Below are 19209 nucleotides of genomic sequence, written 5' to 3'. Positions count from 1 at the left end.
TCCGACGCCAAGGGCGACACGGGGTCCAAGGGTGATGAGACGACGCCGCGTGGGGATTCCACGGGGAACGCGCCCGTGAACGATTCCGACGCCAAGGGCGACACCGGCTCCAAGGGTGATGAGACGACGCCACGCGGGCAGGATTCGACCGGCACCGTGCCGGTGAACGATTCCGACGCCAAGGGCGACACGGGGTCCAAGGGTGATGAGACGACGCCGCGTGGGGATTCCACGGGGAACGCGCCCGTGAACGATTCCGACGCCAAGAGTGACACCGGCTCCAAGGGCGACGAGCGCTCGCCCAGAGACGGGGGAGGGGCGTCCGGCGACACCGTTCTCGACACCCCGAGGAAGGATCACCCCGACGACATCGACCAGAGCGGCGATTCCAGGGCGAAGGTCGTGGAGGTCGACGGGGTGAAGGTGCTCCAGATCCCGCTCGACGCGCCCACGGCGGCCGAGGTCGACGAGCTGCTGAAGAACATCGAGGACATCCCGCCGCTGGAGATGCCGGGTGTCGACAACGTCTCCGTCACCGGGGGGCAGCCCGGCTGGGTCGAGCCGCACCAGCCGCTCGATTCCGCCAAGCCCGCGTACCCGCTCCTCGACACGGCGGGCCCGACCACGGACCAGACCGTCCAGCCGCCGGGCACCGGTGGCGACGCGACTCCCCAGTCCACGGGTACGACCTCGGGCGATCCCGTCCCGAGGCCCGCCGATGTGACGCAGGGAGACTCCTCTTCCCGGTCCACCGGTGAGGCCGCGCTCCGGCCCGTCGGGACGGCTTCGGGCGAGCCCGCGATCCAGACGGCGAATACGACCTCGGGTGAGGCCGCCGCGCGGCCGGACGGGATGCGGGTGCCGGCCGTCGGCGACGCGGTTTCCGCTGTGGCGCAGGATGCGGCGGGGGTTTCCGGACAGGCGGGAGCGGCTCCCGGGGGTGTGTCCGCGCAACCGGCCGTACAGCCGGACGCGCAGCCGCCCGTGCGACCGGACACGCAACCGGTCGCACAGCAGGACGGGGGTTCGGTCGCCCGGTGGGCGAACGACGGCAGCGACGTCGTCACCGCGGAGGCGGGTCCGCTCGACCTCGACGCGCTCAGGACGCTCGCCGACAACGCCCGCGAGATCGAACCGCTGGAGATGCCCGGCGTGAGCGTGCCCGACGGGGAGACCTGGGGCGAGGGCGCCTGGGCGCCCATGGACATCCGGCCCGACGGTCCTGCGGGTGACGTGGAAGCGGGAGATCCGCTGCGGCCTATCCCGCCTCCGGGGGACGGCCGGTGACCGTCGCGAAGGCGGCGTCGAGGCGGCGAGCGGGTGGGTGAGAGGCGCCTGGGAAGCGAAGGGCGGCAGGCGGTGAGTGTGTCGGCGGTTCGTCCTCGTCCTTGAGCGTGGTCGGCGAGTGAAGAGGGTCAGTGAGCAGGAGGCAGGGAGCGTGTCAGCGAGGGTGAGGAGCCTGTGATGTTCGTGGATCCACCCGCACCGCAGCCGATGCAGCCGGGGGAGACCCCTCCGGCCTCGGCCAGCACCGGTCTGCCGTCCCCGGACGCGGCCACGTCGTGGGAGTTCAACCCCGACTACCAGCGGCTGGTCATGATGTGGAGGCAGGTGCTCCCCGTGCTCGACACGCTGACCTCCAGCCTGGACAAGGCCTACCAGCTCGCCAGGAGCAGCGACGTCTGGGACGCGCCCGTCTCCGGCCGCTACGTCGAGGACATGACGGAGTGGCGCACCCGCCTTGGCCTCTACCGGCAGGCGGTCCTGACGTCGATCAGCGACCAGGCGGCCGACACGCCGAGGTGGGTGCCGGTCAGATCCGGAGCCCCGCACGCGTTCTCGTGAGGCGGCCCCGTCGGGGTGCCGACCCTCCGGACACGCGGTCTCGTGGGACGGTTCTCCGGGCGGCGTCGAGTCTGCCTGACGGGTGTTCCTGCGATGCGGTCTCTGCGATGAGGGCGCTCCCTCGCGACACGCCTTCCGGGGCGGCACGTCCTTGACCTGGGACAACCGGGGCGGGCGGGCTTACAGTGGGGGTGAGTCGTCGTCTTCGGGGTGTGAGCCATGGGCGCAGAACCGTACTACGGGCCGGATTTCGGTCTCCTGCAGCGCGAGGACCCGGAGATCGCGAGTGTGCTCCTCGACGAGCTCGACCGGCTCCGTGGCGGCGTCCAGCTGATCGCGAGCGAGAACTTCACCTCACCCGCCGTGCTCGCCGCGCTCGGCTCGACGCTCACCAACAAGTACGCCGAGGGTTATCCCGGCAGGCGTTACTACGCCGGGTGCGAGGTCGTCGACCGGGCCGAGCGGCTCGCGATCGACCGCGCCAAGCTGCTGTTCGGCGCCGAGCACGTCAACGTGCAGCCCCATTCCGGCGCCTCGGCGAACCTGGCCGCCTACGCGGCCCTGCTCCAGCCCGGCGACACCATGCTCGCGATGGAGCTGTCGCACGGCGGCCACCTCACCCACGGCTCCAAGGTCAACTTCTCGGGACGCTGGTTCGACGTCGTGGCGTACGGCGTGCGCAGGGACACCGAGCTGATCGACTACGACGAGGTGAGGGAGCTGGCGCTTCGGCACCAGCCCAAGATGATCATCTGTGGCGCCACCGCCTATCCGCGTGAGATCGACTTCGCCGCTTTCCGCGGGATCGCGGACGAGGTGGGCGCCTGGCTGCTCGCCGACGTCGCGCACACCGTCGGCCTGATGGCCGGACTGGCCCTGCCGTCCGCCGTGCCGTACGCGGACGTGGTGACCTTCACCACGCACAAGGCGCTGCGCGGTCCGAGAGGCGGCGGGATCATGTGCACGGGGGAGCTGGGACCCAGGATCGATCGCGCGGTCTTCCCGTTCGTGCAGGGGGGGCCGCTCATGCACGCGGTGGCGGCCAAGGCGGTCGCGTTCGGCGAGGCGCTGCGGCCGGAGTTCGCACAGTACGCGCGACAGGTGGTGGCGAACGCCCAGGTGCTGGCCGAGGCGCTCGCCGCCGAGGGCATGCGGCCGGTCTCCGGGGGCACCGACAGCCATCTGGCGCTGATCGATCTGCGCGATGTCGGGATCTCCGGAGCGGTGGCCGAGCAGCGGTGCCAGGCGGCCGGGATCACGCTGAACCGCAACGCGATCCCCTACGATCCCGAGCCGCCCACGGTGACCTCGGGGATCCGGGTCGGTACCCCCTGCGTCACGACTCAGGGAATGGGCCCCGAGGAGATGAAGGAAGTGGCCTCGATGGTCGCGCAGGCCATCCGAGATCCGGACGCGACGGGGGAGATACGGGAGCGCGTCGAGGTGTTGACGAGGGCTCATCAGATATATCCCAGCGAACTATGAGCTGTTCTGTGTCGTTTTCCGGTCACAGGTGGCCGGACTATCCGCGAAACTGGTTCCGTGCGCGAATACCTACTCATGGCGCTCGTCGCGGCCGCGGTGACGTACCTGCTGGTTCCCCTGATCCGCGTTTTCGCCGTTCGGATCGGCGCCATGCCCGAGGTTCGCAGCCGTGACGTGCACACCACGCCGACCCCCAGGCTCGGTGGCCTGGCGATGTACGGTGGCCTGGTCGCCGGTCTGCTGATCGCCGGAGAGCTGCCCTACGCCGGGGGCAAGCTGGCGGCCGAGGGCCAGGGCAAGACCGTGATCGCGCTGATCGCCGCGGGTGGCCTGATCACGCTGACCGGCTTCCTGGACGACTGGCTGGGCATGGACGCGCTGGTCAAGCTCGCCGGGCAGATCGGCGCCGCGGGGGTGCTCGTCACCTTCGGGGTCAGCCTGCCGTGGCTCCCGCTGCCCACCGCGCTGGGCGGGCAGACCATCCTGGACTCGACGCTGAGCCCGCTGATCACGATCCTGATCGTGGTCGTCATGATCAACGCGGTCAACTTCGTCGACGGGCTCGACGGGCTCGCCGCGGGGATCGTCGGCATCGCCGCGATGGCCACGTGGACGTACTCGGTGGCCCTGTCGAAGGACTACGGCAACACCAGCATCAACGCGACGGCGGTCATCGCCTCGGTGCTCATCGGGATCTGCCTCGGCTTCCTGCCGCACAACTTCCACCCGGCGAAGATCTTCATGGGTGACACGGGGGCGATGCTGATCGGCCTGGTCCTCGCCTCCACGATGATCCTGGTCACGCCGCTCGACTCCAGCAGCATCAACCGTTTCCCCGTCATCCTTCCCCTGCTCGTGCCGGTCGCGATCCTGGTGCTCCCGCTGTTGGACCTGATCATGGCGGTGATCCGGCGCACGTCCAACGGCCTGTCGCCGTTCTCGCCCGACCGGGGGCATCTGCACCATCGGCTGCTGGACATCGGCCACTCGCACCGCCGCAGCGTCATGATCATGTACGCGTGGACCTTCCTGTTCGCCTTCGCGGTCGTGGCGCTGTCCATCGAGGGCGTCCCGCTCATCCTGTTCCCGCTCACCGTGCTGCTCGCGATCGGTGTGCTGGTGATGATGGCGCTGCCCCGCTGGCGCGCCCGCCGCGACCTCGGCGGGGCCGAGGGCGAGGCCGAGGGGGGGACCGAGGGGCGTGGTGGGCCGGATCCCGCCTCTCCCACGGGTCCCGCGGGTCCGGCGGAGGGGCCGGGGCGGCACGCGCGTCCCGGCGGGCAGCCGCACCGGGGCAGGCCCCATCCGTATCCCTCGGAGGCGTCGGGACCCCGTCCGGCCGCCGCCGGCGACGACACGGCGACGCTCTCGGCGCTGCCCGACCTGTCGCTCAGCGCTCCCCGCCAGGGTTTCTCGAACTCTGAGACGCCGCTTTGAGCCGTTTTCGCCAACACCTTGATCGTTTACTTGAAACAGCAGGTAAAGGCGGCCTTCCGAGAGCTTGTGATAGCTTTCACTAACGGGTCCGGGGGCCAGCCGGATCTACGACGTAGCAATCGCTCGCTTGATAACAGCCACAGGGAGTGCCGATGCAGGCCAACGACGTGCGCGTCCTCAAAGGGGCCGTGATACCCACCGCCGCCGCGGGCGTGGTCGTCGTGCTCGCGGCGACGCTGCTCTCCGGTGGCAAGGGGGCGCTGGGGGCCGCGCTCGGCCTCCTGGTGGTGGCGGTCTTCTTCACGGTGAGCCTGGTCGCGGTCTCCTACGCGAGCAGGATCTCTCCCGCCATGATGATGGTCGCCGCGATCGTCACCTACGCGGTGAAGGTCCTGATCATCATGGCGCTCCTTAAAACTTTCGAGAGTGCCACCGCCTTCGAGCCCCGCGCCTTCGGCTGGTCGGCGATCATCTGCACCGTCGTCTGGACGGCCGGTGAGATGTGGGGGTTCATGAAGACGAAGATGCTCTACGTCGACCCGAGTGCGACCGTTCCCGGTCGGGGCGACCCCCGGTGAGGCGTATTATGACCGGGCGGTGGGCACCCGATATGACTAGTCATCTGCCTGGCTGCTATTGTCATGCCCGCAATGAGCGAACAAGAACGCAGGCCCGAGAGCGATGGCCGCGACTTCGCCAATGCTGCCTGGTCGGTTCCCAGTTACATTCTCTCCGGGATCATTCTGTACGGCGGCGGTGGTTGGTTGCTGAGCCGTTGGACCGGCGTGGCTGTGTTCACACCGATCGGAGTGATCGTCGGTGTCGTTCTCGCCATCTACCTGGTCTACCGGAAATACGGTCGCTGACCTCGCGCGGCGGTCGCTTCGCTGAGGAAGCAATCTTGATCCACTACCACGTTGAAGGGAACGCCGCGTGAAGGCGCTGACGGTCCTCGCCGCCGACGAGTTCAAGGCCCCCGGGCTTGAGCTGTTCGATCTCCCCCCGATCATTCCCGGCGTCGCCTGGTTCACCAAGCCGGTCCTGCTCGCCCTGCTGAGCTCGCTCCTGGTCATAGCCTTCTGCTGGTCGGCCTTCGCCAACCCGAAGCTGGTGCCCAGGGGCATCCAGAACATCGGCGAGGTCGGCTACACGTTCGTCCGCGACCAGGTGGCCCGCCCCTTCCTCGGCAAGGACGCCGACCGCTGGATGGGCCTGCTACTGAGCCTGTTCTTCCTGGTCTGGATCTGGAACCTGATGGGGGTCGTCCCCTTCCTGCAGTTCCCGGTCGCCTCGCACATCGCCTTCCCGATCGTCCTGGCGGTGAGCATCTACGTGCTGAAGATCTACCTGGGCATCAAGCACCAGGGCGGACTCGGCTACTTCAAGAACATGATGTTCCCGCCCGGCCTGCCCAAGCCGATCTACCTGCTGCTCGCGCCGATCGAGTTCCTCTCCAACATGATCGTGGCGCCGTTCACCCACGCCGTGCGACTCTTCGCCAACATGTTCGCGGGCCACATCATCCTCGCCTTCTTCAGCGCGGTCGGTTTCTGGTTCCTCTTCGAGCAGCTCACGCCGCTCGGGGCTCCGGTGGGTGTCGTCGGCGTCATCATGACGATCGCGATGACCGGGTTCGAGATGTTCATCCAGTTCCTCCAGGCCTTCCTGTTCGCGCTGCTCGCCGCGATGTACATCGGCGGCTCGCTGCACGCCGAGCACTAAGACCCTTCTCGTCCAGTTCAGACCGGTGAGACTCGTTCACCGGCCATCTTGTAAAGGAAACAGCAATGAACATCATCGCTGAGGTCTCCGGCAACATCGGTTCCATCGGTTACGGACTCGCCACGCTCGGCCCCGGCATCGGTGTCGGCCTCATCTTCGGCAACGGTCTGCAGGCCATCGCCCGCCAGCCCGAGACCTACGGCCTGATCCGCCAGAACATGCTGCTGGGCTTCGTGCTCGTCGAGGCGCTGGCCCTGATCGGTCTTGTCGCGCCGTTCATCTACGGCCTCTGATAGAAAACACCCTGACGGAAGGCTGCATCGATGACTACCGCAGCTAAGCTCCTGGCGGCCGAGGGCAACAGCCCGCTCATGCCGCACCTCTACGAGCTGGTCGTCGGCGGTTTCGCGTTCTTCGTCGTCCTCTTCGTCGTCGGTAAGATCCTCACCCCGCGCATCCAGAAGACCCTGGCCGAGCGGACCGACGCGATCGAAGGCGGCATCAAGCGAGCCGAGGACGCCCAGGCCGAGGCCCAGGCGCTGCTCAAGCAGTACAAGGACCAGCTCTCCGAAGCCCGTCACGAAGCCTCGCGGCTGCGTGAGGAGGCCCGCGAGCAGGGCGCGCAGATCAAGGCCGAGCTCCGCGAGGAGGCGCAGGCCGAGGCCCGCCGCCTGGTCGAGGCCGCGCACCTGCAGATCGAGGCCGACCGCCAGCAGGCGTTCGCCCAGCTCCGCACCGAGCTCGGCCGCCTGTCGATCGAGCTCGCCGGCCGCATCGTCGGGGAGTCCCTGGAGGACGAGGCGCGTCAGCGCCGTACCGTCGACAGGTTCCTTGAGGAGCTCGAGTCGAGCAGCGCGGCGGTCCGCTGATGACGCGGCGAACCGGGCGTGACGCGCGAGTGTCGGTGAGCAGCCGATGAGGGGCCTGAGCAGGGCCTCGCTGGCCGAGGTCGAAGAGCGCTTCAACGCCGTGGCGGGAAGCGCCGACCTCGGCACGCTGGCCGACGAGCTTTTCTCGGTCGCCGACCTGCTGGACCGTGAGCACGGGCTCCGCCGCAACCTCTCCGACCCGGCACGTCCCGCGGCCCAGAAGGCGCAGGTCATACGGGTGCTGCTGGAGGGCAAGATCAGCGGTGCCGCACTGGAGACGGTCATCGCGGCCGTGTCCGCCAAGTGGGCGCGCCTGGGCGACCTGGCCGACGCGCTGGAGCGCCTCGGCGTCATCGCCGCCGCGGCCGAGGCGGAGGCACAGGGCAGGCTCGACGACGTCGAGGACGAGCTGTTCAGGTTCGGGCGGATCACCGCCTCGAACCTGGAGCTTTACCGGACCTTGACCGCGCCGGCGGCCCCGGCACCGGCCAAGCGGGAGCTCCTGAACTCCCTCCTGGCAGGAAAGGTGGCCCCCACCACCCTGCGCCTGCTCATCCAGCTTGTGCTGCATCCGAGAGGACGTAGCCTGGACAGTGGGCTTGCCGAGTTCGGCAGGCTGGTCGCCGCCCAGCGGCAGCGCCTCGTCGCGGTGGTGCGCAGCGCCGTCGTGCTCTCGGAGGTGCAGAAGCAGCGTCTCGCCACGTGGCTGCGCACCTCGTACGGCCGCGACGTTCATCTGAACGTCGAGGTGGATCCGCGGGTGCTGGGAGGGTTCTCGGTCCACATCGGGGACGACCTCATCGACACCACCATCGCGGGACGAATCGAAGAAGTCCGCCGCCGGTTGGCCGGCTAGGCGAATAGGGAGACTGAAGAGAGATGGCGGAGCTTACGATCCGGCCGGACGAGATCCGGGACGCACTTGAGCGCTTCGTCCAGGCGTACGAGCCGGAAGGTGCCGCGCGCGAGGAGATCGGGACCGTCGTCGACTGCGGCGACGGTATCGCCCATGTCTCCGGCCTTCCCTCGGCGATGGCGAACGAGCTGCTTGAGTTCGAGGACGGCACGCGTGGCCTGGCACTGAACCTGGACGTCCGAGAGATCGGTGTCGTCGTTCTGGGCGACTTCAGCAAGATCGAGGAGGGCCAGTCGGTCCGCCGGACGGGCGAGGTCCTGTCCGTGCCGGTCGGCGACGGCTTCCTCGGCCGGGTGGTCGACCCCCTGGGTGTCCCCCTGGACGGCAAGGGCGCGATCGAGGCCGAGGGCCTGCGCGCCCTCGAACTCCAGGCCCCCTCGGTGGTCCAGCGCCAGCCGGTGAAGGAGCCGCTGCAGACCGGCCTCAAGGCGGTCGACGCCATGACGCCGATCGGCCGCGGCCAGCGCCAGCTGATCATCGGTGACCGTGGCACGGGCAAGACCGCCGTCGCCGTGGACACCATCCTCAACCAGCGGGAGAACTGGCTCTCCGGCGACCCCGACAAGCAGGTTCTCTGCGTCTACGTCGCGGTCGGCCAGAAGGGCTCCACGATCGCCCAGGTCAAGGGCCGCCTTGAGGAGGCGGGCGCGATGGAGTACACCACCATCGTCGCCGCTCCGGCCTCCGACCCGGCCGGCTACAAGTACCTCGCGCCCTACACCGGCTCGGCCATCGGCCAGCACTGGATGTACCAGGGCAAGCACGTCCTCATCGTCTTCGACGACCTGACCAAGCAGGCCGACGCCTACCGCGCGGTCTCCCTGCTGCTGCGCCGTCCGCCGGGCCGCGAGGCGTTCCCCGGCGACGTCTTCTACTTGCACTCCCGCCTCCTTGAGCGCTGCGCGAAGCTCTCCAAGGACATGGGATCCGGCTCGATGACCGGCCTGCCGATCATCGAGACGAAGGGCAACGACGTCTCGGCGTTCATCCCCACCAACGTCATCTCCATCACCGACGGCCAGTGCTTCCTTGAGACCGACCTGTTCAACGCGGGTGTGCGTCCGGCCATCAACGTCGGTGTCTCCGTCTCCCGAGTCGGCGGCTCGGCGCAGATCAAGGCGATGAAGAAGGTCGCCGGCACCCTGCGTCTCTCGCTGTCGCAGTTCCGTGACCTGGAGGCGTTCGCCTCCTTCGCCTCCGACCTGGACGCGGCCTCCCGCGCCCAGCTGGAGCGCGGTCAGCGCCTGGTCGAGCTGCTCAAGCAGGCCCAGTACAGCCCGTTCCCCGTCGAGAAGCAGGTCGTGTCGGTCTGGGCCGGCACCACCGGTGAGCTCGACGACGTCCCGGTCGAGGACATCCGCCGCTTCGAGACGGAGTTCCTCGACTACCTGGGCCGTGAGAACAAGGGCGTCTTCGACGGCATCCGCGAGACCCGTGACCTGTCCGACGACACGATCACCGTCCTCAAGGACGCCATCACCGAGTTCAAGAAGAGTTTCGAGACCTCCTCCGGCGAGTACCTGGTCAACGACGAGCCGGTCGCCGCGCTCGGCGAGGCCGAGGTCGGCCAGGAGAAGATCACGAAGCGAGTCCGCTCGGTAGAGAAGAAGTAGCCGATGGGTGCCCAGCTAAGACTGCTGCGGCGGAGGATCAAGTCGGTCAAGTCCACGGCGAAGATCACCCGCGCCCAAGAGCTCATCGCCTCGTCCCGCATCGTCAAGGCCCAGCAGCGGATGCAGGCCGCGGTGCCGTACGAGCGCGAGATCACCCACGCCGTCACGAGCGTGGTCAGCAACACCACCGTCACCGACCATCCGCTGACGGTGGCCAAGGAGCAGCCCTCCAGGGCCGCCGTCCTGATCGTCACCAGCGACAGCGGCTTCTGCGGCGGCTTCAACGCCAACATCCTTCGCGAGGCGGAGGCGCTCGGCAACCTGCTCAGGGACAGGGGCGTCGAGCCCGTGCCCTACGTGACGGGTCGCAAGGGCGTCGCCTGGCACACCTTCCGCAACCGTGAGATGGGCGGGCAGTGGACGGGGTTCTCCCGTAAGCCCGCCTACTCCGACGCCAAGGCGATCGCCGGCACGCTGATCGAGGCGTTCTCGGACGACGACGGGGTGGACGAGATCCACATCGTCTCCACCGAGTTCGTCTCGATGCTGACGCAGGAGGTCGTGGTCAAGCGGATCCTCCCGCTGGAGGTCGAGGAGAGCGTGGAGGAGGCGTCCGACACGCCGCTTCCTTACTTCGAGTTCGAGCCCAACGCGGGCGAGGTCCTCGACACGCTGCTGCCGCGTTACGTGGAGTCGCGCATCTTCAGCGCGCTGCTCCAGTCGGCGGCCTCGGAGGAGGCCTCGCGCCGCCGGGCCATGAAGTCGGCCACCGACAACGCCAACGAGCTCATCCGCGTGTTCACCCAGCAGATGAACCAGGTCCGCCAGGCCGAGATCACCCAGGAAATCAGCGAGATCGTCGGTGGCGCGAACGCGCTGGCCGACTCCGCAGCGGGGAAAGAGTGAAATGACTGCACAGACTGTTGAGACCGGCGTGGGCCGCGTCGCGCGGGTCACCGGTCCCGTCGTCGACGTGGAGTTCCCCGTCGAGGCGATGCCCGAGATCTACAACGCCCTCAAGGTGGACGTCGAGCTCCAGGGTGAGGCGAAGGTCCTCACGCTGGAGGTCGCCCAGCACCTGGGTGACAACCTCGTCCGCGCGATCTCCATGCAGCCCACCGACGGCCTCACCCGTGGCGCCCCGGTGACCGACACCGGCGCGGCCATCTCGGTCCCCGTCGGCGACGTCGTCAAGGGCCACGTGTGGAGCACCCTGGGCGAGTCGCTGGACGTCGAGACCTCGTCGCTCCAGATCAGCGAGCGCTGGGGCATCCACCGCCCTTCGCCCTCCTTCGACACCCTTGAGTCGCGCACCGAGATGCTGACCACCGGCATCAAGGTCATCGACCTGCTCACCCCGTACGTGCAGGGCGGCAAGATCGGCCTGTTCGGCGGTGCGGGCGTGGGCAAGACCGTTCTGATCCAGGAGATGATCCGCCGGGTCGCCCGCAACTTCGGTGGCACCTCGGTGTTCGCCGGCGTCGGCGAGCGCACCCGTGAGGGCAACGACCTCTGGCTGGAGATGGAGGAGGCGAACGTCCTCAAGGACACCGCCCTCGTCTTCGGGCAGATGGACGAGCCCCCGGGCACCCGTCTGCGCGTCGCGCTCTCCGCCCTGACCATGGCGGAGTACTTCCGTGACGTCCAGAAGCAGGACGTGCTGCTGTTCATCGACAACATCTTCCGGTTCACCCAGGCCGGCTCCGAGGTGTCCACCCTGCTCGGCCGCATGCCGTCCGCGGTGGGTTACCAGCCGACGCTGGCCGACGAGATGGGTGTTCTCCAGGAGCGCATCACCTCGACCCGCGGTCACTCGATCACCTCCATGCAGGCGATCTACGTCCCCGCGGACGACATCACCGACCCGGCCCCGCACAACGCGTTCGCGCACCTCGACGCGCAGACCGTGCTCTCGCGGCCGATCTCGGAGAAGGGCATCTACCCCGCGGTGGACCCGCTCGACTCCACCTCGCGGATCCTCGACCCGCTGATCGTCGGCGAGGAGCACTACCGCGTGGCCCAGGAGACCAAGCGGATCCTGCAGAAGTACAAGGAACTGCAGGACATCATCGCGATCCTCGGTATCGACGAGCTCTCGGAAGAGGACAAGGTCACCGTCAACCGGGCCCGTCGTATCGAGCGTTTCCTGTCCCACCCGATGTACGCCGCCGAGGCGTTCACCGGTCAGCCCGGCGAGAACGTCCCGCTGGACGAGACCATCGCCTCGTTCAAGGGTCTGTGCGCCGGCGACTACGACCACCTGCCCGAGCAGGCGTTCTTCATGGTCGGCGGCATCGACCAGGCCGTGGCCAAGGCCAAGGAACTCGCCCGCTAGTCGCCTTCGGCGCCGGTACGGTCATGCGGCCGTACCGGCGCCTGGTTCGATAAGGAACTGGAGAGAAAGTGGCGAAGCTGCGAGTAGGCGTCGTCTCCCCGGAGCGTGAGATCTGGTCCGGTGAGGCCGACATGGTCATTGCCAAGACCGTCGACGGCGAGATCGGTATCATGCCTAAGCACGCGCCCGTGCTCGGCGTTCTCGTCGAGGGCGGGTTGCTGAAGATCAAGCGAGGCAACGGCGAGGCCGATCTCGTCGCCGCCGTCCACGGAGGGTTCCTCTCGGTGGCCGACGACGAGGTGTCGGTTCTGGCCGAGGTGGCCGAGCTGGGTTCCGAGATCGATGTCGCCCGCGCGAAGAGCGCGCTGGAACGGGCTCAGGCCTCGGTCGAATCCGAGCAGGAAGACGCGGACGCGGCCGCCGGGGCGAAGCGTGCCAGGGCCCGGTTGCGCGCGGCCGGGGAAGAAGTCGGATAAATTCTGCTTCTTAGGCTGTACGCGCTTTTGGGGGGCGAGCAGACATGGTGGTGGATGTTCTCATCGTGCTGGGGCTGCTCGTCGCCCTCCTGGGCCTTCGGGTTCTGATACTCACCCGCTCCCGGGGATCGGTGCTCTGTTGTCTGCGCTCCCTGTCGAAGAAGCGGGGCTGGCGGGTCGGGGTGGCCCGCTACGCCGACGGCCACCTCAACTGGATTCCGCTCATAGGTCTGCTCCCAAGGCCGCGCCACGTCATCGTGAGGCGCGGCCTTGTGGTTTCCGGACGGCGCAAGGTCGGGTCCGGTGAGTTCTTCGGGTTCATCGAGGGCGTGACGGCGATCGAGTGCCGCAACGGGAACGACGCCTTCGAGCTCGCGATGGGATACCGGGCACTGACGGGCTTCGTCGCCTGGCTGGAGTCCGCCCCGCCCAGCGCCTACCTCGACGTCGCCTGACCCACCTGCCCGGCGGCACCCGCCGGGCCGGGCGCGATCGCTCTCCGCGTGTGCCGACGGGTTTCTCCGTGGGCTGCCGTCGGGCCGGCCGCGGTCCGCGTTCTCCGCGTGTGCCGACGGGTTTCTCCGTGGGGATCCGTCGGCGCTCGCTCTCAGCGGGTGCCGCCGGGCTTCCAGAGGATCTCGTCGCCGCCCGCGGCCACCCGGCAGAGGATGAACATCAGGTCACTCAGCCGGTTGAGGTACTTCGCGGTGAGCGGGTTGACGTCGTCGTGGGCCTCCATGGCCGACCAGGTGGTCCGCTCGGCCCGCCGGACCACGGTCCTGGCGACGTGGAGCGCGGCCACGGCCGGGGTGCCGCCGGGCAGGATGAAGCTGCGCAGCGGCGTGAGGCGTTCGTTGAACTCGTCGCACCGCGCCTCCAGCCAGTCGATGTAGGAGGGCTCGACGCGTAGCGGGGGGAACTCGGGGTTCTCCACGACCGGGGCGCACAGGTCGGCCCCGACGTCGAACAGTTCGTTCTGGATCCGGCTGAGGACGGCGGTGACGTCCGCCTCCAGGGTCCCCGCGGCGAGGGCGACACCGATCGCGGCGTTCGCCTCCTCGACGTCCGCGTAGGCGGCCAGGCGCGGATCGGTCTTGCGAGTGCGGCTCATGTCGCCGAGCGCGGTCGTGCCGTCGTCCCCGGTACGGGTGTAGATCTTCGAGAGCACCACCGGGTTGTCTCTGTCAGCTCGCGTCATGAGGCTCAGCGTATCGGCAGGAAAACCATCCTGTTTAACCTGATAGAGGACCATATGATTTATCGATGGTTTCTGGTTTCTACCTGCGATTCCCCCACATCTCCCACGAGACGCTCACCTTCGTCGCCGACGACGACGTGTGGGCGGCCCCGGCGGACGGCGGCCGCGCGTGGCGTCTCTCCCTGGACCGAGCCCCCGCGAGCCACCCTCGTCTCTCGCCAGGCGGTACCAGGGTCGCCTGGACCGGTGTCCGTGACGGCGCTCCCGAGGTCTACCTGGCGGACCTGGAGTCCGGTTCCGCGGAGCGGCTGACCTACTGGGGAGACGCGCGGACGCGGACGCGCGGCTGGACGCCGGACGGCGAGGTCCTCGCGATCAGCGCGACCGGCCAGCCGTTCGCTTCGCAGACCTGGGCCTACGCGCTCGGTGAGGGACGGGTCGAGCGGCTGCCGTACGGCCCGGTCAACGACCTGTCGATGGCGGGGGACACAGTGGCGCTCCTCGCCGGAGGGCTTCCCCGCGACCCCGCGGTCTGGAAGCGCTACCGGGGCGGCACGGCGGGCCGCCTGTGGGTGCGGCGCGGCGACGGTGACTTCACCCGGATCCTGACCGACCTGAACGGCCACCTCGCGAGCCCGATGCTCGTCGGGGGGCGGCTCGTCTTCCTCTCCGACCACGAGGGCATCGGCAACCTCTACTCCTGCGACCTGGACGGCGGCGGCCTGCGCCGCCACACCGACCACGAGGTCTTCTACGCCCGGCACGCCACCACCGACGGGACCCGGATCGTCTACCAGAACGCCGGAGACCTCTACCTCCTGGACGATCTCGACGCCGAGGCCCGCAAACTCGACGTCACCCTCGGCTCCCCGCTGCGCGGGCGGCAGCCGTACCAGGTCAACGCGGGCAGGCGGTTGCACGACCTGGCCGTGGACGCGACCGGGCGCGCCAGCGCGGTGGAGGTCCAGGGAACGGTGCACTGGGTGACGCACCGGGACGGCCCGGCGCGGCAGCTCAGCGACGGCCTGTCGGCGGGGCGGCCCCGCATGCTCGGCGACGACCGCGTGGTGTGGGTCTTCGACGACGGTGAGACGCAGGGGCTGGAGATCGTCCCGGCGGGCGGCGGGGAGAGCCGCAGGATCGCCGTGGGGACGCTGGGCGAGGTCGGTGACCTCGCCGTCGCGCCCGACGGGAACACGATCGCGGTGACCGCGAGGAACGGACGGCTGCTCCTGGTCGACGTGGCCTCCGGCGAGGCCGTGGAGCTGGCCAGCGCCGAAGGGGAGATCCACGGCCTGACCTGGTCACCCGACTCGGCCTGGCTGGCCTGGTCGCACCCCGACGGCCCCCAGCTGCGCAGGATCAGGCTGGCGAGGGTGGCGGACCGGGTCGTCACCGATGTCACCGACGGCCGGTTCGTGGACATCTCACCCGCTTTCGCGGGTGACTATCTGGCGTTCCTGTCGCGACGCGGCTTCGACCCGGTCTACGACGCGCACTCCTTCGACATGTCCTTCCCTTTCGGCTACCGGCCCTACCTGGTGCCGCTGTCCGCGTCCACGCCGTCCCCGTTCGCGCCCAGCGCCGCGGGAAGGGCGGCCGACCCCGACTCGGACTCGGGTTCCGGCTCCGACGGCGACGGCAAGAGCGACGGTGCGCTCACCGTGGACCTGGAGGGCATCGCCGCCAGGGTCGTGCAGGTTCCGGTGCCGGAGGGCCGCTACTCGGACCTGCGCGCGGTCAAGGGCGGGTTCGTCTGGCTGCGGGAGCCGCTGGCGGGGGAGCTCGGCGAGGACAGGGACGAGGTGGGCGGCGAGGCGCCCCGCCCGGCGCTGGACCGCTACGACCTGGTCAAGCGCGAGTGGAAGGAAGTGGTCGACAAGCTCGACTGGTACCGGGTGAGCGGTGACGGCACACAGCTCGTCGTCAGCGACAAGGGCACGCTCACGGTTCGTCCCGCCGGGGGCAAGCAGGGCGGCAAGAACGGTGACGACGCGACCGTCGACCTGTCCAGGATCCGGATCACCGCCGATCCGCGCGTCCTGCGGCGGCACGCCTACGCCCAGGCGGGCCGCAGGATGCGCGCCGACTTCTGGGTCGAGGACATGGCCGACGTCGACTGGGAGGACGTACTGGAGGAGTACCGGCCGCTGGTGGACCGGGTCGCCACCGCCGACGACTTCGCCGACCTGCTCTGGGAGGTCCTGGGGGAGCTGGGCAGCTCGCACGCCTACGTCGACGCCGCTCCCTGGGGCTACCCGGCCTCAGAACCGGTCGGGCTGCTCGGCGCCGACCTCTCCAGGGGCGACGACGGCCGCTGGCAGGTGGACCGGGTGCTGCCCGCGGAGTCCTCCGACGTGCACGCCCGCTCGCCGCTCGCCGGTCCGGGGGCGGGCGTCCAGCCGGGAGAGGCGCTGCTCGCGGTCGACGGGCGCCCGGTGCCGCCGGAGGGACCCGCGCGGCTGCTGGTCGGCGCCGCCGACAAGCCGGTCGAGCTGACCCTGGGTGGCGGGCGGCGGGTGGTCGTCACACCGCTCCGCGACGACCGGCGCCTGCGCTACCAGCACTGGGTGGCCGGATGCCGGGCACGGGTCAGGGAGCTCGGCGGCGGACGCCTCGGCTACCTGCACATCCCGGACATGGTGGCCGAGGGTTGGGCGCAGTTCCACCGCGACCTGCGCAGGGAGATGACCTTCGAAGGGCTCGTGGTGGACGTACGGGGGAACCGAGGCGGCCACACCTCCGAGCTGGTCATCGAGAAGCTGATCCGCCGGGTCATCGCCTGGGACCTGCCCAGGGGCATGACGCCGATCACCTATCCCGAGGACGCGCCGCGCGGTCCGCTCGTCGCGATCACCAACCAGAACGCCGGATCCGACGGCGACATCGTCACCGCGGCCTTCAAGATCCACAAGCTCGGGCCCGTGGTGGGCACCCGAACCTGGGGAGGCGTCATCGGCATCGAGGACGACCACCGCCTGGTCGACGGCTCGCGCGTCACCGTGCCCAAGTACTCCTTCTGGTTCGAGGAGCTGGGCTGGGGCGTGGAGAACTACGGTGTCGATCCCGACGTCGAGGTCGACATCACCCCCGACGACTGGGCGCAGGACAGGGACCCGCAGATCGAGGAGGCGGTACGGCTCGTGCTGGCCGCGCTGGAGGAGCGTCCGGCGGCGACCCCACCCGATCGCTCCACCCGGCCCTCCCGGCGGCGTCCCGCGCTGCCACCCCGCCAGTAGTTGACATTTGTCACCCGGAACACCGTAAAGATCACCGTTTTCCGGTGATATCCACGACTACCTGGTCAAATGCCGGACGACGACGATTGTCGTCATGAGAACACCACAGGTGACGGACCCGCCGGGCCTCGACAGTGTGATCGAGGTCGGCGGGCTCCGGCAGGCGTACGGCGACTTCGAGGCGGTGCGCGGCGTCTCCTTCGACGTCCCGAGGGGCGAGTTGTTCGCCCTGCTCGGCACGAACGGCGCAGGCAAGACCACCACCGTGGAGGTCCTGGAGGGTTTCAGGGCCCCCACCGACGGCAGCGTCCGGGTGCTCGGGCTCGACCCGGTCAGGCAGCGCCGGACGCTGCGGCCCCGTGTGGGGATCATGCTGCAGGAGGGCGGCTTCCTCGGTGACCTCACGGTCGCGGAGACCGTCGGCCTGTGGGAGGGGCTGAGCCGGGACACGGGCCGTACCGCCGCCTCCGCGAGGACGTTCTCCCTTCCCGGCCGGCGCAGGGGCACGGATCCGGGGACCATGGACGCGCTGGAGGCGGCGGGGCTGGCCAGGAAGGCGAGGACCAGGGTCCGGCAGCTCTCCGGTGGCCAGCGGCGCAGGCTCGACCTCGCACTGGCGGTGATCTCCCGGCCGGAGGTGCTCTTCCTGGACGAGCCGACCACCGGCATGGACCCCGAGGCGCGTCGTGCCACCTGGAAGGTGATCGAGGACCTGCGGGCGGGGGGCACCACGGTGCTGCTCACCACCCACTACCTGGAGGAGGCCGAGCGCCTCGCCAACCGGCTGGCCATCATGCACGAGGGCCGGATCCACCTCCAGGGCACCGTCGAGGAGGTGGTGGCCGGCTCCGGCGACCGGATCTCCTTCCGCCTTCCCGGCATCTCCTGGACCTTCGGCGAACTGCCCCCGCTGGACGGCGTAGCCCCCGTACTGACCTACGGCGGCGACACGGGCGATACGGGGGTCGCCTACACCCTGACCGGCGCGCGGGCGGCGGCCCGCGCGCACGCGGCGGTCCGGCTGCTGCTGGACTGGGCCGACGCGCGGGGCGAGACCCTGGAACGGCTGGCCGTACGCCGGGGAACCCTGGAGGACGTCTTCCTGCGGGTGGCAGGGGAGGCGTCGCCGGCCGGGGACGCCGGAGACGACGGTACGGATCGGCGGGCCGACGGCGGGCCGGTGGCGGCAGGACCGACGAGAAGGGGCGAGTGACCATGAGAACCGACGTGCTGCACGCGATCAGGCTCGCGAGGATCGATCTCACCCTGGTGAGCAGGAACACCACGGTCCTGTTCAACGTGCTCCTGCTGCCGCTCCTGATGGCCTGGCTGTACACCCAGGCGGTCGGCGCCGAGAAGATCGACGGCGTGGACGGAAGGCAGTTCGTCCTGGCCGGGCTGCCGGGGGTGCTGCTGGTGTTCGCGGTCTTCGTCAACCTGGTGAACTCCTTCACCGCCCGGCGCGAGGAACTGGTGCTCAAGCGGCTGCGCGCGAGCCAGCCGTCGGGGCCGGCGATCCTCGGTGGCGGCGCCCTCGGGGCACTCGTGCTCTATCTCGCCCAGGTGGCGCTTCTGGCCGTCTGGATGCGGCGGGCCGAGGGAATCACGGTGGCGAACGTGCCGATGCTCGTGACCGTCGCCGTCCTGGGAGTCGCGCTGTTCTGCCTGCTCGCCGCTGCCTTCTCCGGCCTCACGCCGAACGCCGAACTCGCCCAGGTCACGGTGCTGCCGGTGCTCCTGCTCGTGCTGGTCGGCGCCCCGATCGCGTTCCCCGCGGACACGCTGCCCGGCGCGCTGGGCCATGTCGCCGCCCTGCTTCCCGCGACTCCGATCGTGGAGATCGCGCGTACCGCCTTCCTGGGCGGTGACCACATCTCCGGGGGCGGCGAGGCGCTGAGCACGGGCGGGCAGTGGGTGGCCGCGCTGCCCTCATTCGCGATCCTGCTGGCCTGGATCGCGGTGGCCGGGCTGCTGGCCCGATGGCTGTTCCGCTGGGAACCTCGGCACGGCTAACGTGCATAACGAAATGCCGGCCGACTTCGCGAGACAAGGGATGAGGCGCCTCGCGCGCCTC

General features: G+C 69.4%; 19 protein-coding genes. 18 read left to right on the top strand and 1 reads right to left on the bottom strand.

All coding sequences use genetic code 11. The features are described 5' to 3' along the window. The 15 genes from ACFY3V_RS14035 to ACFY3V_RS13965 form a co-directional block, all read left to right on the top strand. Positions 1-1287 (top strand): hypothetical protein (locus tag ACFY3V_RS14035; RefSeq protein WP_389773203.1); only part of this gene is annotated, 1287 nt, incomplete at its 5' end. A gap of 177 nt (positions 1288-1464) precedes the next feature. Beyond that, positions 1465-1845, top strand: coding sequence for a hypothetical protein (locus ACFY3V_RS14030; RefSeq protein WP_350948559.1), 381 nt, complete (start codon positions 1465-1467; stop codon positions 1843-1845). A 219-nt stretch (positions 1846-2064) separates the two neighbouring features. Further along, positions 2065-3330: a serine hydroxymethyltransferase gene (gene glyA, locus ACFY3V_RS14025; protein WP_362897506.1), complete on the top strand. Its 1266-nt coding sequence runs from the start codon at positions 2065-2067 to the stop codon at positions 3328-3330. A 57-nt stretch (positions 3331-3387) separates the two neighbouring features. Beyond that, positions 3388-4767: an undecaprenyl/decaprenyl-phosphate alpha-N-acetylglucosaminyl 1-phosphate transferase gene (locus tag ACFY3V_RS14020; RefSeq protein WP_350948561.1), complete on the top strand. Its 1380-nt coding sequence runs from the start codon at positions 3388-3390 to the stop codon at positions 4765-4767. A gap of 152 nt (positions 4768-4919) precedes the next feature. After that, positions 4920-5345, top strand: coding sequence for a hypothetical protein (locus tag ACFY3V_RS14015; RefSeq protein WP_350948562.1), 426 nt, complete (start codon positions 4920-4922; stop codon positions 5343-5345). 72 nt (positions 5346-5417) lie between these two features. Beyond that, on the top strand, positions 5418-5633 hold the full coding sequence (locus ACFY3V_RS14010) for an AtpZ/AtpI family protein (RefSeq protein WP_343975662.1): 216 nt from the start codon (positions 5418-5420) through the stop codon (positions 5631-5633). 67 nt (positions 5634-5700) lie between these two features. Next, the gene (gene atpB, locus ACFY3V_RS14005) at positions 5701-6489 is read left to right on the top strand and encodes a F0F1 ATP synthase subunit A (protein ID WP_389773197.1); all 789 of its coding nucleotides are present in this window, start codon (positions 5701-5703) and stop codon (positions 6487-6489) included. A gap of 65 nt (positions 6490-6554) precedes the next feature. Continuing rightward, entirely contained in the window at positions 6555-6782 is a 228-nt protein-coding gene (gene atpE / locus ACFY3V_RS14000; RefSeq protein WP_386201379.1) for an ATP synthase F0 subunit C, read from the top strand. A gap of 30 nt (positions 6783-6812) precedes the next feature. After that, entirely contained in the window at positions 6813-7358 is a 546-nt protein-coding gene (locus ACFY3V_RS13995; protein ID WP_350948565.1) for a F0F1 ATP synthase subunit B, read from the top strand. A gap of 46 nt (positions 7359-7404) precedes the next feature. Further along, positions 7405-8214 (top strand): F0F1 ATP synthase subunit delta, encoded by an 810-nt coding sequence (locus ACFY3V_RS13990; protein ID WP_389773192.1) that lies wholly within the window; start codon positions 7405-7407, stop codon positions 8212-8214. A gap of 23 nt (positions 8215-8237) precedes the next feature. Next, positions 8238-9887: a F0F1 ATP synthase subunit alpha gene (gene atpA / locus ACFY3V_RS13985; RefSeq protein WP_362897511.1), complete on the top strand. Its 1650-nt coding sequence runs from the start codon at positions 8238-8240 to the stop codon at positions 9885-9887. Between the two features lie 3 nt (positions 9888-9890). Next, positions 9891-10793 (top strand): F0F1 ATP synthase subunit gamma, encoded by a 903-nt coding sequence (locus tag ACFY3V_RS13980; protein WP_362897513.1) that lies wholly within the window; start codon positions 9891-9893, stop codon positions 10791-10793. Between the two features lies 1 nt (position 10794). After that, positions 10795-12222, top strand: a complete 1428-nt coding sequence (atpD, locus tag ACFY3V_RS13975) for a F0F1 ATP synthase subunit beta (RefSeq protein WP_350948569.1) — start codon at positions 10795-10797, stop codon at positions 12220-12222. Positions 12223-12290: 68 nt separating this feature from the next. After that, the gene (locus ACFY3V_RS13970) at positions 12291-12698 is read left to right on the top strand and encodes a F0F1 ATP synthase subunit epsilon (RefSeq protein WP_389773188.1); all 408 of its coding nucleotides are present in this window, start codon (positions 12291-12293) and stop codon (positions 12696-12698) included. A gap of 44 nt (positions 12699-12742) precedes the next feature. Next, positions 12743-13153, top strand: coding sequence for a DUF2550 domain-containing protein (locus ACFY3V_RS13965; RefSeq protein WP_350948571.1), 411 nt, complete (start codon positions 12743-12745; stop codon positions 13151-13153). Between the two features lie 152 nt (positions 13154-13305). Here ACFY3V_RS13965 and ACFY3V_RS13960 read toward each other — a convergent pair whose 3' ends face one another. Continuing rightward, entirely contained in the window at positions 13306-13896 is a 591-nt protein-coding gene (locus ACFY3V_RS13960; RefSeq protein WP_362897516.1) for a cob(I)yrinic acid a,c-diamide adenosyltransferase, read from the bottom strand. A 65-nt stretch (positions 13897-13961) separates the two neighbouring features. On the opposite strand from ACFY3V_RS13960, the gene ACFY3V_RS13955 reads away from it, so the two are divergent. The 3 genes from ACFY3V_RS13955 to ACFY3V_RS13945 all read left to right on the top strand — a co-directional run bounded on the left by ACFY3V_RS13955 (position 13962) and on the right by ACFY3V_RS13945 (position 19148). Continuing rightward, positions 13962-17135: a S41 family peptidase gene (locus ACFY3V_RS13955; RefSeq protein WP_362897518.1), complete on the top strand. Its 3174-nt coding sequence runs from the start codon at positions 13962-13964 to the stop codon at positions 17133-17135. Between the two features lie 94 nt (positions 17136-17229). Next, a complete protein-coding gene (locus tag ACFY3V_RS13950; protein ID WP_389773183.1) occupies positions 17230-18348 on the top strand; it encodes an ABC transporter ATP-binding protein in 1119 nt (372 codons plus the stop codon). A gap of 2 nt (positions 18349-18350) precedes the next feature. After that, positions 18351-19148 carry an ABC transporter permease gene (locus ACFY3V_RS13945; RefSeq protein ID WP_389773675.1) on the top strand — a complete coding sequence of 266 codons (798 nt, stop codon included), beginning with the start codon at positions 18351-18353 and terminating at the stop codon, positions 19146-19148. The last annotated feature ends 61 nt before the right edge of the window (positions 19149-19209 follow it).

Source organism: Streptosporangium sp. NPDC000095 (assembly GCF_042899335.1).
In the GTDB taxonomy this organism is placed as follows: domain Bacteria; phylum Actinomycetota; class Actinomycetes; order Streptosporangiales; family Streptosporangiaceae; genus Streptosporangium.
Note: the sequence above shows the minus strand (reverse complement) of the source record. Positions and strands in the feature narration are given on the sequence as shown.

Coding starts and splice junctions, on each gene's coding strand:
- ACFY3V_RS14030 (WP_350948559.1), top strand. CDS start 1,465: ATGTTCGTGGATCCACCCGCACCGCAGCCGATGCAGCCGGGGGAGACC.
- glyA (WP_362897506.1), top strand. CDS start 2,065: ATGGGCGCAGAACCGTACTACGGGCCGGATTTCGGTCTCCTGCAGCGC.
- ACFY3V_RS14015 (WP_350948562.1), top strand. CDS start 4,920: ATGCAGGCCAACGACGTGCGCGTCCTCAAAGGGGCCGTGATACCCACC.
- ACFY3V_RS14010 (WP_343975662.1), top strand. CDS start 5,418: ATGAGCGAACAAGAACGCAGGCCCGAGAGCGATGGCCGCGACTTCGCC.
- atpE (WP_386201379.1), top strand. CDS start 6,555: ATGAACATCATCGCTGAGGTCTCCGGCAACATCGGTTCCATCGGTTAC.
- ACFY3V_RS13995 (WP_350948565.1), top strand. CDS start 6,813: ATGACTACCGCAGCTAAGCTCCTGGCGGCCGAGGGCAACAGCCCGCTC.
- ACFY3V_RS13990 (WP_389773192.1), top strand. CDS start 7,405: ATGAGGGGCCTGAGCAGGGCCTCGCTGGCCGAGGTCGAAGAGCGCTTC.
- atpA (WP_362897511.1), top strand. CDS start 8,238: ATGGCGGAGCTTACGATCCGGCCGGACGAGATCCGGGACGCACTTGAG.
- ACFY3V_RS13980 (WP_362897513.1), top strand. CDS start 9,891: ATGGGTGCCCAGCTAAGACTGCTGCGGCGGAGGATCAAGTCGGTCAAG.
- atpD (WP_350948569.1), top strand. CDS start 10,795: ATGACTGCACAGACTGTTGAGACCGGCGTGGGCCGCGTCGCGCGGGTC.
- ACFY3V_RS13965 (WP_350948571.1), top strand. CDS start 12,743: ATGGTGGTGGATGTTCTCATCGTGCTGGGGCTGCTCGTCGCCCTCCTG.
- ACFY3V_RS13960 (WP_362897516.1), bottom strand. CDS start 13,896: ATGACGCGAGCTGACAGAGACAACCCGGTGGTGCTCTCGAAGATCTAC.
- ACFY3V_RS13955 (WP_362897518.1), top strand. CDS start 13,962: ATGGTTTCTGGTTTCTACCTGCGATTCCCCCACATCTCCCACGAGACG.
- ACFY3V_RS13950 (WP_389773183.1), top strand. CDS start 17,230: ATGAGAACACCACAGGTGACGGACCCGCCGGGCCTCGACAGTGTGATC.
- ACFY3V_RS13945 (WP_389773675.1), top strand. CDS start 18,351: ATGAGAACCGACGTGCTGCACGCGATCAGGCTCGCGAGGATCGATCTC.